Source organism: Pseudomonas arsenicoxydans (assembly GCF_006438915.1).
GTDB classification, from domain to species: Bacteria; Pseudomonadota; Gammaproteobacteria; order Pseudomonadales; family Pseudomonadaceae; genus Aquipseudomonas; species Aquipseudomonas arsenicoxydans_A.
On the sequence record NZ_RCZE01000012.1, the window covers coordinates 171,760 to 187,758 of the forward strand.

The 15,999-nt window shown below is 52.2% G+C and carries 16 protein-coding genes; 7 read left to right on the forward strand and 9 right to left on the reverse strand.

The window, feature by feature from the left end; translation table 11 throughout:
- The first annotated feature begins 10 nt into the window (after positions 1-10).
- From EAH78_RS23790 to EAH78_RS23800, 3 genes are all read left to right on the forward strand, one after another.
- On the forward strand, positions 11-451 hold the full coding sequence (locus EAH78_RS23790) for a VPA1267 family protein (RefSeq protein WP_140669699.1): 441 nt from the start codon (positions 11-13) through the stop codon (positions 449-451).
- Positions 452-507: 56 nt separating this feature from the next.
- Positions 508-2,703 carry an AAA family ATPase gene (locus EAH78_RS23795; protein ID WP_240051926.1) on the forward strand — a complete coding sequence of 732 codons (2,196 nt, stop codon included), beginning with the start codon at positions 508-510 and terminating at the stop codon, positions 2,701-2,703.
- A gap of 356 nt (positions 2,704-3,059) precedes the next feature.
- Positions 3,060-3,467 carry a hypothetical protein gene (locus EAH78_RS23800; protein ID WP_140669701.1) on the forward strand — a complete coding sequence of 136 codons (408 nt, stop codon included), beginning with the start codon at positions 3,060-3,062 and terminating at the stop codon, positions 3,465-3,467.
- A gap of 18 nt (positions 3,468-3,485) precedes the next feature.
- On the opposite strand, the gene EAH78_RS23805 is transcribed toward EAH78_RS23800, so the two are convergent.
- Positions 3,486-3,947, reverse strand: a complete 462-nt coding sequence (locus EAH78_RS23805) for an antitoxin Xre/MbcA/ParS toxin-binding domain-containing protein (protein WP_140669702.1) — start codon at positions 3,945-3,947, stop codon at positions 3,486-3,488.
- Between the two features lie 906 nt (positions 3,948-4,853).
- Between EAH78_RS23805 and EAH78_RS23810 the strand changes: the two genes are divergently transcribed.
- The gene (locus EAH78_RS23810; protein ID WP_140669703.1) at positions 4,854-5,732 is read left to right on the forward strand and encodes a hypothetical protein; all 879 of its coding nucleotides are present in this window, start codon (positions 4,854-4,856) and stop codon (positions 5,730-5,732) included.
- A gap of 76 nt (positions 5,733-5,808) precedes the next feature.
- On the opposite strand, the gene EAH78_RS23815 is transcribed toward EAH78_RS23810, so the two are convergent.
- Entirely contained in the window at positions 5,809-6,432 is a 624-nt protein-coding gene (locus EAH78_RS23815; RefSeq protein WP_140669704.1) for a hypothetical protein, read from the reverse strand.
- A gap of 328 nt (positions 6,433-6,760) precedes the next feature.
- Here EAH78_RS23815 and EAH78_RS23820 point away from each other — a divergent pair, with 328 nt between their 5' ends.
- Positions 6,761-7,378, forward strand: a complete 618-nt coding sequence (locus EAH78_RS23820) for a 3'-5' exonuclease (RefSeq protein WP_140669705.1) — start codon at positions 6,761-6,763, stop codon at positions 7,376-7,378.
- A gap of 1,342 nt (positions 7,379-8,720) precedes the next feature.
- Entirely contained in the window at positions 8,721-9,173 is a 453-nt protein-coding gene (locus EAH78_RS23830; RefSeq protein ID WP_140669707.1) for a hypothetical protein, read from the forward strand.
- 350 nt (positions 9,174-9,523) lie between these two features.
- Here EAH78_RS23830 and EAH78_RS23835 read toward each other — a convergent pair whose 3' ends face one another.
- Positions 9,524-10,678, reverse strand: coding sequence for a hypothetical protein (locus EAH78_RS23835; protein ID WP_140669708.1), 1,155 nt, complete (start codon positions 10,676-10,678; stop codon positions 9,524-9,526).
- A 183-nt stretch (positions 10,679-10,861) separates the two neighbouring features.
- Here EAH78_RS23835 and EAH78_RS23840 point away from each other — a divergent pair, with 183 nt between their 5' ends.
- Positions 10,862-11,149: a hypothetical protein gene (locus EAH78_RS23840; protein WP_140669709.1), complete on the forward strand. Its 288-nt coding sequence runs from the start codon at positions 10,862-10,864 to the stop codon at positions 11,147-11,149.
- Positions 11,150-11,286: 137 nt separating this feature from the next.
- On the opposite strand, the gene EAH78_RS23845 is transcribed toward EAH78_RS23840, so the two are convergent.
- The 6 genes from EAH78_RS23845 to EAH78_RS23870 all read right to left on the reverse strand — a co-directional run bounded on the left by EAH78_RS23845 (position 11,287) and on the right by EAH78_RS23870 (position 15,866).
- Positions 11,287-11,817: a GIY-YIG nuclease family protein gene (locus tag EAH78_RS23845; RefSeq protein WP_240051927.1), complete on the reverse strand. Its 531-nt coding sequence runs from the start codon at positions 11,815-11,817 to the stop codon at positions 11,287-11,289.
- A gap of 33 nt (positions 11,818-11,850) precedes the next feature.
- Entirely contained in the window at positions 11,851-12,660 is an 810-nt protein-coding gene (locus tag EAH78_RS23850; protein ID WP_140669710.1) for a TIGR02391 family protein, read from the reverse strand.
- Between the two features lie 95 nt (positions 12,661-12,755).
- Complete coding sequence (locus EAH78_RS23855; protein ID WP_140669711.1) at positions 12,756-13,541, reverse strand: aldo/keto reductase; 786 nt, start codon at positions 13,539-13,541, stop codon at positions 12,756-12,758.
- The gene (locus EAH78_RS23860; RefSeq protein ID WP_140669712.1) at positions 13,538-14,122 is read right to left on the reverse strand and encodes an AAA family ATPase; all 585 of its coding nucleotides are present in this window, start codon (positions 14,120-14,122) and stop codon (positions 13,538-13,540) included. The genes EAH78_RS23855 and EAH78_RS23860 overlap by 4 nt, the downstream gene beginning before the upstream one ends.
- Positions 14,116-14,730: a 3'-5' exonuclease gene (locus EAH78_RS23865; protein ID WP_140669713.1), complete on the reverse strand. Its 615-nt coding sequence runs from the start codon at positions 14,728-14,730 to the stop codon at positions 14,116-14,118. Before EAH78_RS23865 ends, EAH78_RS23860 begins: the two co-directional genes overlap by 7 nt.
- Positions 14,730-15,866, reverse strand: coding sequence for a radical SAM protein (locus EAH78_RS23870; protein ID WP_140669714.1), 1,137 nt, complete (start codon positions 15,864-15,866; stop codon positions 14,730-14,732). Before EAH78_RS23870 ends, EAH78_RS23865 begins: the two co-directional genes overlap by 1 nt.
- Positions 15,867-15,999 lie beyond the last annotated feature (133 nt).

The window sequence follows — 15,999 nt, forward strand, 5'->3', positions numbered from 1 at the left end:
GAGCTCACTGATGGCGAACGGACAACATATTGCAAAACAGAATTTCGCTGCCTTCCTCGCGTGGTCGGTATCGAAAACAGACGACGACTTTCGCAAATATGTTCATAAGTGCAAGCTGAAGAGATCCGAAATAGCGTCAGAATGCCGTTTTGCGCGAAGTGTCCTCATCCAGAATCCTGCGATCAAAAACGCCCTGGAAACGCTTGAGCAACGCTTACGAACGGTCGGGGTATTGCCCCCCACGTCAGAACCCGTTCTCAGACCTCGTACTCCAGCTCCTACCATTCACGATAGGGAGCCCAGTAACCATCAACATGACAGCAAGCGCCTGAGCAGGTTAGAGCAAGAAAATGCTGCGCTGCGGGCGGAGCTGAGCGAAGCGAAGCGGATGCTTGAGCGCTTCAAGCTGATGTCCGAATTCATGGCTGAAACAGGGAGGATGCCACGATGAGCCCTCGAGTACCTCCCCTAGTCAATGCCACAATTCGTATAACCAGCATTCGTTCAATGAACCGCAAAGGGTGTATTGCCTTCGGCCACCGCCTCGATCCAGAGACGGGCGACAATGATCGATGCCATTCACTTGTCGTTAGCTTGTCTGCGTCAATTGCAGAACCATCAATCATCGCGGTGGGATGCATCTACGAAGTCTACGGCGCGGCGGCCACATTTGAGCGCTCTCACGATCAATTCGTCGTCTTCGAGACGCAGGTTGAAGCGCAGAGCATCCGACTTGTAAGGCCGTCTGGAAGCCAAATTATTCAGTGGATGTCTGACAATGCGCGCGGTATCAGTAACGTCAAGGCCACGAGGCTTTGGGACAGCCTAGGAGATCGCCTCTATGAGGTGCTAGACAACAGTGATGATGATGCGCTAAAGGCGATAATTCCTAACCAAGACATGCGCACCGCTCTCTTTAACAAATGGTTCGAAAATGGAGATGCAAGAACTCTACGTTTCGTTCAAGAAAAGAACATTCCGCTTGATCTTGCGAGAAAAGCAATAAAATTTCACAAGGAAAATACAATACAAGCGCTGACTGATGACCCCTACCGATTGTTATCTTTTGAGGGATCTTGGACGCGAGTTGATCAAATATCTCAGGATAATTTTGGGATTGCTTTAGATGATCCGTGCAGATTGGCTGCGGCCCTAGAAGAGGCGCTATACGGAGTCGCTGAAAAAGGTAGTACCTGCGCGACGCTGAATGACATTCAGGCCACAGTCGGGAGGCTCATTAAACCCTCGGTGGTAGTCAAAGCGACTCTGGAAAAGGCGCTGCTCCTTGGCAAAAAAACGGGTCAGTTTGTCAGCCGAGAAGCGAATAATTTTGAGCTGATGCTGCACGCCCCCGGAAGCTACCTGATGGAGCGCCAGTGCGCGGAGTTCATTAAAATACTATTGCGAAGTCCCGTTATTAAAAAGCAACTCTCGACCAATATCGATGCCTTGATTAACGACTTCGAATTTGAGGAGCGCCGGCATCAAAACAGTCCGGCATTTGCGTTGAACGAAGCACAACGGATGGCCGTGAAAACTTCCTGCAGCAATCGATTTTCGATCATTACGGGAGGGGCCGGCGTTGGTAAAACCACCGTTCTGAAAGCACTTTACAGAGTGCTAGATACGCTTGGTAGACCTCATTTTCAGATGGCTTTGTCTGGCCGCGCTACGGCTCGAATGATTGAGGCGACGGAGCAGCCTGCCACTACTATTGCCGGCTTTCTGCAATCCGTCAGCGCAGTAGAAATGGGGCCAACGCCGGTCATCGTCATCGACGAAGCCTCCATGCTCGATTTACTTACCTTCCATCGTCTTGTTTGCAAACTACCAAAGGGTACGCATCTAGTTCTAGTGGGTGACCCGTATCAGCTCCCTCCTATAGGTGCAGGACTAATCCTGCATGTGCTGTGTGACCTGCCAGGCATGCCATCGACGCAACTTACGGAGGCAAAACGCCAGGCGAAGGAATCTGTTATTCCCGCTGCAGCCAAGGCTATACGTACGGGCCAATGGCCGACATTCACCCCGGATGTGAAAGCTGAACTGGTTTTTTTACCCTGTGCCGATGAAGAAATTATTCCTACAGTGATGCGTCTTTACGATGATGGCGGACAAACACAAATTCTAGGTGCAACTCGATCATGTCCATTTGCTGGTGTTAACACGATCAACAGAGCTTGCCACGCGAAATATGCATCACATGCCAAGCCTCTCCTGATCACAAATGCCAAAACCGGCGACTTTGAGGCTACGGGCTTTTGCGAGGGAGATCTGCTTCTCTACACCGCAAATGATTGGCAGCGGAATTTGCAAAACGGATCTCTAGGGCAGCTTATCGAGGTATTTGATGAGCCACGCAAAGTTAATGTGGGTACCGACGGTGCACCCATTATGCGTCAGGCTATTGGTGTGGCGGTCTTTGAGGGCGCTTCTCAATACATACTTGATACAGATGTTGACCTCATCAACTATGCGTACGCTATAACCGTTCACAAAGCCCAAGGCTCACAATTTCAGCGCGTTATCGTTCCGGTTCGCCGCTCACGCATCCTGGATCGAACGCTTGTATATACGGCAGTCACAAGAGCGCAGGTGCAAGTGATCTTAGTAGGCGATGATGCGGCTATCAGGGCTGCGATTAATCAGCCGCCAAAAGCATTTTCGAGAAAAGTGGGGTTGGGCGAAATGCTTATGGCATGAAGCCGAGACTTAATTTGGCGCTCTGAAGAGACTCGCGCCCGTAGCCAATGGTTACTCATTATGCAGGCTGGTAAGTACACAATTACCGATTTTGCTATCGACGAGTGCCTAACACCTAAGGAAGTGAACACGGACAATATGATGTGGTAGCAAATGTCCGCAAACCGGGCCCAAGGGCCCGAAATTACGACGTCTTTAGATAGTTCCAGATCTCCCGCCCTGTCAGTCCACGCAGCGCGACGGAGCTGATCCTGTCGACTTACTATGTACTGGGAGGAATGATCAGCTCGAACAGTTGCACGCTGAATCGTGCGTCGAATGAACGGGCTCACTGGGGCCTGGAATAGTGGGAAATAATGATGATTGACGCGAAATGTCTCTGGCAGCGCGAAAGGAAACGCCGCTACGCCTTGTGGGGTTTAGAACGGCTGCACCCTGGATCTGACCAAGCGATTCAGTACCTGGCGGTTCTTGATGAAATTGAGCGCCAAGATCGGGATGCCCCCATTGGGGATGCTGTCACCATGTCGGTTGAAGAGCTCCAAGAATGTGTTCCAGAAACCGAAATCGTGGAAGTCAGCGGATCCCATTTTGTAGTCGTGCTTGACGAGCACATACCAGAACCCTGGAAGACTCGTTTCGAAGAAGCGAGTACCGGGTCTACCCGTTTACGCCAAGGTTGCTATGCGAGAGATTGGCGTCGGTTTTTACGACTATGGACAGTCGAAATGCAGCACCTCGCGGCACATAGAGAGATGCGTTAAGCGCTGGCCTGACGAGTCTCAAACGAGCACCGCCCTCTCCAGTCGACCGATAAGGTCGATGACGGCCTCCGTTTCCACCCTCGTCCTCATCATATCCAGAGGACGCTTCGAACCAAGCCCACGAACCGGCGTACTCATCCATTCCGTTGCAGCGGCGACATCGTTTTCGAAGAGGGAAAGGGCTTCCTCAAAGACAGCCACCAATGCAACCAGGCGGTCGCTTTCTACGGCGTTGAACCGCCCTGCTTTCGCTCTACGAGCCATCGTTGTGGGAGATACGCATATTGCTTTGGAGACAACCCCTCGCGGCACCAGCAGAAAGCTCGCTATCCGCTCTAGGTATTCGAAAGGCAGTCCTTCGTGAACTAGGTCATGAAGCATGGTGCCGCGTGACGGCAGCCCTAGGGTCATCCAAACGTTCTGTGGGATCTGGGGCCCTGGTTGGTATTCCTTGACTGATAACAGCACTTTCACCTCCATCTGAAAAATCTACCACCAAGCCGGGCCACTAGGCCCGAACCAGCGACATCTCCAACCGTGCAGCAAACCTATAGGTTTATCCAAGTGTTGGGCCTACAAATTCAGGCTGGCAGCAGGTTTTCACCTCCAACCGTGCAATGAACCTACAGGTTTTGCCAGGCAACGGCTCGGTTTACATGGCCTGCAGCCAACCGGAAACGAATATCGAGGGTTTTATCTCCCACCCTATATCAGCAGCATCCCTGGCCCGGTCGGCGTCCGACGAACGAGGATTTCAACAGAGGACACCGGAATTCTTGTGCCCCTACCGGAATTTGCTGAGCGTTTCTTGGCAGCAGCAACCACCGAAATTTGGTGAGCGGCTCGGTTTACATGGGCCCACAGCCGGGCTGAGTCGAATATCGGGGGTTTCATCTCCTACCCTCCATCAACAGGGTCACTGGCACCGTTCGGTGTGCAACCGACCTAGGCACCGGAATCCTGTGTACGCCGAACGGAATTTGGTGAGTGCTTCCTGGCCGGAGCAACCACCGAATTTGGTGTGCGGCCTGGATTACATGGCCTGTAGCCGACGGGACTCGAATATCGGCGGTTTTATCTCCCGCCCTCCATCAGCAGCATATCTAGCACCGGATCGAAATAGGGCACCGGAATCCTGTGTACGCCGACTGGAATTTGGTGAGCGTTTCCTGGTCGGAGCAGCCACCGGAATTTGGTGTACGGCCTGGGTTACGAAGCCAGCAGCCGACCGGAGTCGAATAACGGCGGTTTTATCTCCCACCCTCCATCAGCAGCATCGCTGGCACAACTCGGCGTGCAACAAATCAGGATGTGCACCTCTTCACTCATTTCGGCATTTACACTTGTTGCATGACAAGCGCTCCAAGCGCGGATAGTGTCAGCGCCATGAATGTCCAAAATCCGACCCTCCCCGACTCGATTCCTCCTTTAATACTGGTGAGCGCAGACTTGCTGGTGACGAAGACAGCTTTCCTCGCCGGTCTGGTCGCACCTGAAACCGCTGCGTGCATAAGCAAGCTGCTGATGGACTCTGCCGCCCATTATTCAAGGATCATCGACGGGCACCACACTGAGCCGGGGGTTCTGAAGGATGCCCCCAGTTTGGCGAACATGCAGTCCACGTCGCGGGAAATCACAGAGTTGCGTCGACGTATTCTTGCGGCGCTAGCCCACCACTATCACCTTGTACAAACTCAACCACTATCTGACGGTAATAGGGCTGTGGCGAGGCTGATCGTTCATATACATTTCGCTCAGATCGGATTGCATCCGCAGCTGTGGTCATTATCTCGCGGTATAGCTCGTAGACATGAGGAGTATCACGCTGCGCTGGGCATAACTGGTGGCACGCAGGAGAGACAACTTACTAGTGGATTCCAGCGAACAGACAAAGCCTCTCTCACCTTCATTGAGTTCATGCTTGATGTCTGCCATGAAGAAGTGGACTACATGACTACCGCTCTGAGTCGTCACCAGCTTCGTAAGTCCGTTACCCGTGCGTACAGAACAAACTCGCGATTGACGGAAGCAGGCGTCAGCTCAGAAACGATGCCGGCGCTCTTAGCGCTGTTAATCCAAGGCTCACTACCTCGCACCGAATTCGTAACGTTTACCGGTCTTCCACGTGAAGCAGCGAGCGACCAGCTCAACCGGCTGTTCAACCTCGATCTCGTGGTGAGCCCACCATCTAACCTCCAAAGGCTGGAGGTAGGCTTACCGGCCTGGTTTGCTCAGGTTCTCCTTCCCGATTTTCACTTAGCATAAAATTGACTGTAAGCCGGGCTGATAGCCCGGAGGGGCGATAACGGTCATAGCCTCAACTAGGATTGCCGGGGTTAACCTAACGTTCAAACAAGCCCATGAATTTTAGTACCGCCAGCGGCACGCAGCTCGAGCTGCTCTCACTAGTAGTTTCCAGAACATCCAAAGGCTCACCTCCTGCGGCTTCCATCAAACTGTTAGCTAGCCAAACCGCGTCAAGCATGCTGAACGAATAGCACATGAACTCGAATACAAGCTCTGCTCCACCGTCCTCAACTGTGTAGACGCCCACTTGCTCAGTTGTATCATTCGTATCTGTTGGGAGCTCGACAAAATAGACCGTGCTTTCGGATCCGTGACAACTGAATTTCCCGTCGGCGGTGTAACTCCAATCTCCGGATACTCTTTTATGATATTTGCGCTCAAACATGCTGTCCCGTGCGGCTGGCGTTGGTACAAACCCTGCCAGATTTCCTACGGTAATGAGGACAGCATCGTAAAGACAGCGCGCGATCTCTTCAGCTACGGCGCTGGCGAACACGATTGATACAATATCTAAGTTTAGATTGACAGTATTCTCGCCCTGCCTGGAAACCTGACATGGATATTGGTCGTTGTACTCACGATCGCGCCAGCATGTAAAATCGCGAGCCACGTGAAATATTCGTGACTCCCTTTCATCTTTACCCACAAACACCGCCATAAACTATGATTCTTAAAATCAAATCGGATGGTTTTGGGTCAATCTTTAACGCAGAAGAGAAATAAACTTCCGCGATTGCCACATAAAACTGCTCTCATGGCAGCGTGGTCGGGCCCGAAAGCCCATAAACTTAAGACCTTTATCTCAGGCAGGGACTATCGAGCGCAGACGGATTTCGAGTAATGGAAATGCACGATGAGCGCTATAGATGCATCTAGGCCAACGGTTTGCTCATTGCTCTGTAATTTTTGCTCCTGCACCCCCAATGCTGCGTAGGATCCATGGCTCGGTGTAACCTGACCAAACGCCAAGTAAGGTCTCCCATACTATGAGCATTGTAGCAAAGCTCCTTCATCTCCAAGCCATCCAAAGCCTCCTCGCGCCATACCGCTACCTCTATTGCGTAGACCTTGAGGCAACCTGTGATGAGGTTGAAGAATCAGAATCGCCCAGGCCGCTTGCAGTCGTCCCCGATCAGATGGAAACGATCGAAGTTGGCCTGGTGGTGATCGATCTGGTAACGCTTGAGATCGTCGATGAATTTCAGCGTTTCGTCCGACCTAAAATCAACCCCACTCTTACCGACTTCTGCAAGAAGCTCACATCCATTCAACAAGCAGATGTGAACAGTGCAGGCACCTATGTGGAGGTTGGCCAGGAGCTAGGAGCGTTTATTGCGCAATATCCAAACGCTGCTTGGGCGTCGTGGGGTGACTATGATGCAAGGCAGCTTGAGCGAGACGCAGCGTTTGCTGCGTGCCCTTCCCTACTCGAAGGCTTGCCACATTTCAACGCAAGGAAATGGCATGCAGGCTTATATGACAATCGACCGAAATCCCTTAAACAAACGGTAGAGTCGATGGGGCTGGCTTGGCAGGGTACCTATCACCGAGCGATAGACGATGCCAGGAATGTCGCGGCCATCATTAAGGAGATGCTCGGCTGATTAGGTGAGCCGGGGCGATTCACTCCTCTGCAATAGGCCGATTAGATCGAGTAAAGCGTGCGTCTCCACCCTCGTCCTGAATATCTAAAGTGGGAGCTTTGAACTCAGCCCTCGAGCCGGCGTGCTCATTCATTCCGTTGTAGCGGCGACGTCGCCTTCGAATAGGGAAAAGGCTTCCTCAAAAACAGCAATCAAGCTGTCGCTTTCAGGGAAGTCAAACGTCTAAGACGTTTGAGCGACTGGCACTTGACGTGATGCAAACCAGATCGCTTATAGATAACGTTTCCAAACAGCGCGGCCACAGGGCGACATAGGAACCACAGGTTGAAAACTACCGGCGCCGCAATCGGTCATTCTCATCCAGTACGAACTGTCGCGACCAGATGGCTGCCCAGAATTGTATCGTTAGTATCCATGGTCTGGTCATCACCCAAACCACCGCTCTGCGCCACAAAGACCAAAACGGCGTCTTCGAATACCTTCTGCTGGATAACGGCGTGTAAACAGATCCGCCTCGAGTGGCAAAGCCCCATTTCCAATTAATCTCAATTTCTCGCTTCGCGTAAGTGATCGAATTGCAGTTCCAGAACGCGCCCCACCTGCGATTCCACGTGTCACTTACCAACCAGTTGTGGCTGAGATGCGAGGTGAGTGAATCGAACTCCGGCACCTGACCGTCTTGCAGTGCTACCGAGCATTTACGAAATTGGTAGCTCTCCACGGAAAACCGGATATCACCCTTGAGGTGCGATAGGAAATCTTGCGAAGGAACACGTGTGAGATTGAAAACGACCGGCGAGCGATCTAGGTCATGTACGGTTATCGCGTCTTGATATCGAAGACCTGCACCCTCGGCCTCAAATAAGCAATCTAATTTCACTACCGCAGCATCGACTGCACGGAATGCGATTTTGGAAACCCGAGGTTCAGCGTCGGTCGGCTTCGTTAGATAGAGAGAGTACTCGACGTGTTTTCCTAGCTTTTCCCATCGAGCGCCGAAACCGTTACGTTTCGTCCACCTTCGATGGGCCTCGGAATAGGTTTTATAGAGCAGTGCCCTGGTGACGCGCCGCCAGCACCATGCTCCCGCTTTGAAAATTACACCCCATGGCGTCGGAATCGTCATGTTCGCCCCTCGCAAGCTTGAAGATGTTTGCCTATCCCGAGACCTGAGCGGGCGAGCAGGGTAAACCCTGATGGTTTCAAAAGTGCAGGATCATCAAAAGTAAAGATGCCCTCAATACATACGCTCCTGACTCTGAATTTTTGAGCACCCACTTGGCAAGACAAGGATTGTCACAACTGCCAATATCTCATCACTTATCAAAGCCCTGGAAGCTCTATGCGAAAAATACGGTATCGCCCTCATCCACTGCTAGCCTACCCGACCCAACCAGTTTTTCTGGCGTTGCTCGTCAGCATTCCCTTCCTGATAATGGGAGCTCTCTGGCGCGATGGCTTGCTCAGCACAACCACTGTGGCCGCCGCCTTCGATGGGACTGCTTTACTCTGCTTGGTTATGCCGGTGACATCAGCCTGGAGAGCTGCTGCAATGGAGCGAGAGTACCGTGGTTACCTACAAGTAATCGCCGATGAGCTCTCTGCCCCAAATTTAGATGACAAGCGCCGCCAACAGCTTCTGGTCGAACGTTCAAAGCTGGACGACCAATTTCACTTCGTCCACGACCGGCAGGGGACGCTTCAAAAGGTGAAAGTTATAGGGGTAGGGATGCGCTTAGCTTCCAGATATCTGCGTAAAATCAATAAGTACATCAATTCTTTCCGACTGTTCTAAAAGCTAGCCGACATCGACAAAATTTGGCGGTCAACCAAGCTCGTTCTGTTGGCCCGCCAGCTTACCTTTTTGTTCGTCACATGGGTTTGCGTCAAGTAGCCGTCATTGGCAACCGAAAGACATTGGTTTACCCCCCTCCTGATTGCCCTTCATACGATGCTGTATCAGAAAGAATCGAGGGGGTTTTGATAGCGAATCTGATGCTTTGAATCAGCGTTTTGGCCCAAAACCTTGGAGTAGATCCACCACTGCTTGATGAAGGCCGGAGGCTCCAAGATGGGCTAACGCAACCTTCCAGAGCATTCTCTCCTGGGACAGGTTAAGCCGCCAGCGGGTTGTCGTTACCTCGATCATGGTTGCTCTTTGGCATCCTGACTCTCCTCAGTCGCCGCCCCGGCTGCGACCATAGCCTCTATACCTTGCCGTACCTGGTCTTCACATTTATGGCAGGCGAAATACTTAATTCTCTCCATGTCGCCAGTCACAAATTCCCCGCAGCGCTCACAAGCAACTGCCTGCCACCCTCGATCAAAGCATGAAACGCAGCTCCACAACCCATCGATGTAGAAAACAGAAGGTCGGGGACACTCGCACTCATGGCAAGAAGCGATATGCTCGGCACCCCCCTCCCACCATTGATCCCCCTCATGGATATGAGCAGTGCACAGGTCGATTAGAGCATCTGTATTGAAGGCGAAATGGCACGTAGGACATTCGGTGAATTTTGCATCAAAGAACTCAACGTCTTCATTGCATCCTGGGCAGGGTAATTTGATATCAGCTTTTACCACCGCAGTGTCACTGACGCCGCAGACCAAGCAGCTGTAATCCGTTCCCCAAGGATGCACTTTATTCACCACAGCTGACTTAAGCTCGCAGTGCTCGCATGCAATGATCGTTTTACCTCTTTTCAGCTCTATCTCAATTTTCGGCTTTAGAATCGTGAACCGGGAACTAAGGAAATCGCGTTGCCTCATCATGCGGTGATTAAGCTTCTGGAGCTCAATTTTGTAAGGCTCGAAAACTTCCTTCCACGTATCTGTGAGCATGGCGTACAGGTAGTGCCATGAGGCCCACTGCTCAACGATAACGCCCGCTTGAGTTGCTGCTAGGTCGTCATGCCCTGAATGGGCGAAATGGACGATCTGGTTGCGGTGCTCGCCTAGCGCCTTGAAGTTATCGGAGGCGGCGAGGTCAATTTTCTCTCCAAGAATCGAATTGATCCGCTTCAGGGCATCATCGAGATAAACAGAAAGAAAGTCCCCGACGTATAGATTTTGCAGCTCTGCAGTCTCTGGCTTGGACAGCATAAGCGTCCAGTGTTCCGCCATCAGGCGAGCTTTGAGAAAGAGCTCAATGGCCGTATACAAGTCGACGATAGAGTTCTTGGGTCTCTCCTTAACGTGATCAAGTGACGTCTCAACGAACCCCAGCGCATTCTTCACCAAAGCATCGAACAGCTGTTCCTTTGTCCGTTTTTCCTGCTTGAGCCACTTTCTTGCCATGAGTCCCACCTAAGTCAATGCACGGCCGCTTGATCGCCGATGTGCTTCCTGAGATTTTGACTCAACGGACATGATGGCGCCATAGTGGCTAGGCGACCCTTATCTTTAATAGGTACGCTGCGCTTCACCCTTGGGCGCAAGACCAATCCTGCGCCTCCCTATCGAATCAATCAGGAAGATACGATGTCGCTAAAATTATCCACTTCTAATCTGCAATCCGAAAAATATACCTACACCTGGAAACGCACTGACGGTGATGGAAAATATACTGGCCCCCTAGATCGAGACCGCGTTAGCAAGGTTGAGGGATATGAGGTGTTGGAATTCGTAGAGCAGTTCATGGACAAACACGGGCTCAAAAGCAAAGCGGACTTTCATAAAGTCGAGGATGCGCTTCACAGCCCTAGCCTTAGCAAGGAGATCATGCGCAAAGCGCTCATCTCTGGCGTAGAAAAGATATTGGGGTACTGACAGGGCAGCCTACAAGGCGCTGCCTGGATCGACGGGCGGCGCTTCCACGTCAGTGTGACCGGGCAAGAAACCTAGGCAAAACTCCGAAAGGGTGTGAGATATCGAAACTTGTCTATGCGGCTAAATGTGGGAACCGATCAGTCACACTCATCCCGCGAGAGATCCGAAAAGTCTGTGAGCTCGTCACAATTGATGCAGTGATGCATGCAGGAAGCTTCTTGGTAATGCATGCCACAAAAGCATCCACAGAACGGGCAGCACTCTTGAATTTCTAAATCGCCCCATGCCCAGACGCCCATATATTCCGGTAAAGCATCTCGCCCATACCCTGTGATTTCGAATGCATCTGCATTCTTCGCTATGAACCCATCCGCACCTTCAGCCATTAGGATGGGTAGAACGTCAGCAGGTTCGATTTGGAACCACTCTCCTATCTGCCGCTGTCGCGCGAAATGGATGTGGAGCTTTCGTTCAAGAGCAGCATCATTCTCTGAATGAATCCAACCCATAACCTCCAAAGGAAATGGACTACCGGTCTGGAGCTGACCCCGCCGGCGCGTGATGTCGCTGGCGCGCCCAATTTTGATGTGGATGCAATTGTTGGCCTGCACCTGACCAATGAAATAGACCGGCATCGCATTTTTCTCGATTGAGGTGAGTCGGGACAAAGTAGCTGAAACCGTTGACCAGTCTTGCTGAATCTAGGGATTTATCTTTCGGGTAACATCAAGCTTACGATGCATGAGCGATACCATCGTGAGAATGTCCAAGGCATCTTGCTCGGACATAGGCCAGTCTATCTTCGTCGCATGCGCCATAGGATTACGGACAGCCCCGAACAATCCGATTAGCAGATTCGCAAATCCCTTCTGCTCACTTTTCTCAGACTCGGTGGTCAGGGGCCCCAAGGCAAGCATTGGGCTTTGTCCGAGGAAAGCCTTGGTCACCAGATCGGCGCCATCGCCATTCAAGCCCGACAGGTTTCGGATCCGTGCAGCAATCCCCTTTGTGGCCTCAAATACTGCGTGGAAGTAATTTTCGCTCAACAGTTCTGCCCGACAGTATTTGAAAACCTCCTCATGTACTGCTCGTGCTTCTAGCGCTGCTTTGAGCCGGCCTACACGCGCGCGAGCTACATCCAGGGTAGTTGCCTTGTCCGCACGCCCTACTCTTCCATCATCGCGCACGTAGAATCCCGAGAAAGCGAGGACAACGTTGAGCTCATCCCTACGCCAACTGAAGGCCTCACGATCCCGGGCGTAACTCACAGGATTCATAGCGCAGTTGATGAAAAGGATGAGATGGTTCCCAACCTGATGCTGGTTCTGCATTTGTGCCAACGCATTGAATAAGCGTTTCCACTTGGTGTTACTGGGATCGGCATCCGGAACGCGAATGTCTTGGAGAAGATATCCAATTTGAGTGCCGCTCAAGCCACGTTCGGTATCAGCGAGAACACGACATGCAGCTTCTAAGTGCTGCGAACTAAAGGGTGCGATGCGGGTACTCAAAGCCAATCTCCAACGGTAAACACTAAAGTGCCGCATGCGCACCGGGAAAAAACAATCCTTGGGCCCATGTGCCGAACGAGATAGCACACGGGGTACTAGCCCTCAAAATCCGATCTGAGGTTTTCCTCCAGATGCTCAACTCTAGATGTGCCCGGAATTGGGAACATGATCGGCGAGTAGTTCAGAAGCCATTTCAATGCATGGGTTGCCAAGGTGGGCTGGTCTCGAACCTCACTTGTTGCAAAACACTTTCCGGCGCTCAGAGGTGCGTAGGGAACGAACGCTATTTCATTCTGCTCACACCAAAGGATCACATCCTCGGAATGGTTGTCCAGAAAGCTAAATTGATTCTGAACAGCGGCGATTGGAGCAATCGTCATCGCCTGCGTGAGTTGAGGAATATCGACTTTCGACAAACCCAGAGATTTGATCTTCCCTTCCTGACGCATCTTCTCAAGCTCCCCGACCTGGTCGGCCAAAGGGACATTTGGATCGACACGGTGCAGGTAATACAGATCAATTGCTTCAACGCTAAGTTGTCTGAGGCTCATCTCGACGCACTGGCGCAAATACGCCGGATAGCCGCAGGGTGTCCACTTGCCCGGGCCTTGGCGGGTAAAGCCACCTTTGGTAGCAATGACCAGATCGTCTGTATAGGGGAACAACGCTTTGCGAATTAGCCCCTCGGCCACATTTGGCCCATAAGCGTCGGCGGTGTCGATGTGTTGCACACCCGAGTCCACGGCTCTGCGCAGGAGTTGAATGGCCTCAGATTCTGAGGCCGGTGGGCCCCATATACCAGGCCCCGTGAGCCTCATTGTGCCGAAGCCAAGACGCCTCACCTGCCTTCCTGCCAAGAGTCCTGTCCGGGGGGCAATCATGAACGCTCCAACTTGTGAAGAATTTCGGTGTGTAAGCTATCGAGTAGAGCACCACGTACATGAGGAACAAGCATCTGATGCTGGATCCCGAAGTGGTTCAAGATCTGATGTAAGTGGGTGTCGACGGACTGCCTGAAAACCAAATTGGTATCGCGTCCTGGGCCAAGAGCGATGGAGCTATCAAGTCGAGTAGCAACGATGGTTGTGTAGCCGGGAAGCTGGCTGGTGATCAGTGCGTTAATCGCGTCGATCTGATGCATAGGTGCAGGTGTACCTCGATGCTCGACGGCGGCATTCCAATACGCCACAGCATCCATGATCGGTCGATCGACCAGTATCACCTCAGCATTATCAGCGGCTGTTCGTTGCGCTTCGAGCGTCCGATCGATAAACCACATCGTGGAGTCATAGGTATGTTGAGTCAGCAGCGGAATGCCCTGTTGTACTGCCAGCCTCCCAAACGAGGGGATGGTGGCGACACTGATGCCTTTGCACTCAAGTGAAACTTTGAGCTCATCACAGAAGGTAGACTTCCCCGTGGAATGGGTACCAGTAACACCTAAAAGAACAGGCTTCACCATAGGTTTCCTTGCTCTGGGGGAGGTGATTGCTCGTCAGGTTGCGTTTTGAGCTGCGCGATCTTGCAGATGTCCTGCCAAGTTCTGGCGCCCGACTTTTCGATGAGATGATCGAGTAATAAGGCTGTTGCGTAAGCATCATCTGCGGCGCGGTGGAGCTGGTCGGCGACCTTATCGCGCAGCCCTGTGTCAACGAGCAATGACTCAAGCCGATGGCTCTTGGCGCTAGGGTAAACGTGACGAGCAAGTTTCAATGTATCGATGACCCCCACTGGAGACCATTCGGGCAAGTGACGCTTCATCACGCCATAGTCGACCGACGCATTGTGCGCGACGAACCATCGGTTCCGGAGATGCTGTTCTACGTCGTCCATGATCTCAGCCCAGGATGGGCAATTTTCCAGCTCCGCGTTTTTAATGCCGTGGATACGCTGAGCCTGCCAAGTGATCCGGTTGACGGGCTTGATTAACCAAGACAGTAGTTCGTGGATTTCCACGGGTGGAAAAGGGGCGATCCCTACTTCGACCAAGTCCGGTGGCGTATGCCCATTGCCTTCAACGTCTACGATGATGATTGGTTCAGAGGGCCATGCGAAGTCTGTTTTCAACATCAGAGATTCCTTGTTGCCTCGGCGCGGCCATGGCGCGCGTAGTGATGGGGTTTGTCAGCGTCATGTACCTGATAGCCTAAAGAGTGCTGCAGATAGTAACGACGCTGTTCATCAAGACCGCGAACAACAATCGCACGGTCGTTCACCTGCGGATCTCCCACAGCACCCAGCTCGTGGCACATTCGATTCAGAACCTGTTGATCCGGCTTCTTCCATGCTGCTTTGCAGATGGCGAATTGGGAGGTCGGGCAGGTTTCGCACAGTTCGGTGATACCGAAGTGTCCGTTGTAATCGGCCTGGTGATGCGCAAAGGCGACTCCACAAGAGGTTTTGTGGAAGATCGGTGTCACCTGATTCTGTTCCCCATACAACCTGAGCAGCCTCTGCTCATCCTCCAGCGGGAGGAGCTTTCGCCTAGCCGTCATTTTGTATGGCTCAGGGATTCCTTGGCTCTGGTAAAACTCGGCTATCTCCTTGCGATAGAACAGCCCGCTGAATACGGTCGCATGGGCATGATTGGCAAGCGCTGCGGCCCTTGTAATGTGCTCTGGTGAGTCGTTTAGCCCTGGAACGATTGGGCGCCAATACAGCACCACTTTGTACTGCCTAGCGTGGCGGAACAACATCTTCAGGCTGTTGGCAGCGATCGAAGACTTTATGGGTTCGATCTTCGGATCATCAATTCCTGAGTAGGTAACCAGCACTGTCAGCTTGAGGTTTCGGAGCGTATTGAAGCGCTCGCAATCGTCCTGCGATATACGCCATCGAGTGATCACTAGCACATTGTTGGTTAGCCCGGCCTCATCGAGCATACGCAACAGATTGTGTGTATGAGTCTTGACCTCGGGGAGCATCGGGTCGGTGGCCCGGTTGAACAGCTGAATAGGTGTGATGTGAGGCTGGAAATACCGGTGAGTGATAAATCGCTGGAAGGCGTCCTCATCGCTCATCAGTGCCTGCGGCGTGCGCTGATCGAAATTTCCATAGAGGTGACGAACGCAGTAGCTGCAATCGAGTGGACAGCCAATGATGTGATTCAAGCTGAGCCCGCTTTTGCGGTACCCGACAGGATCTACCAGATTCGGGTTGGCGTTTTGTAACTGCGTCGAGTCGATGATTCTGACTTGGGATCTCACTGCGATTCTCCTTGCTTGCCGCCGGATCATCAGATGGAGTGAGCGCCCGTTTAGGGTGCCTACCCGCCCATCCTGGTAGGTAATGGTAATGGCCAGATGATAGCTTGATATCTGGATTGGCTGGTAAATCAGC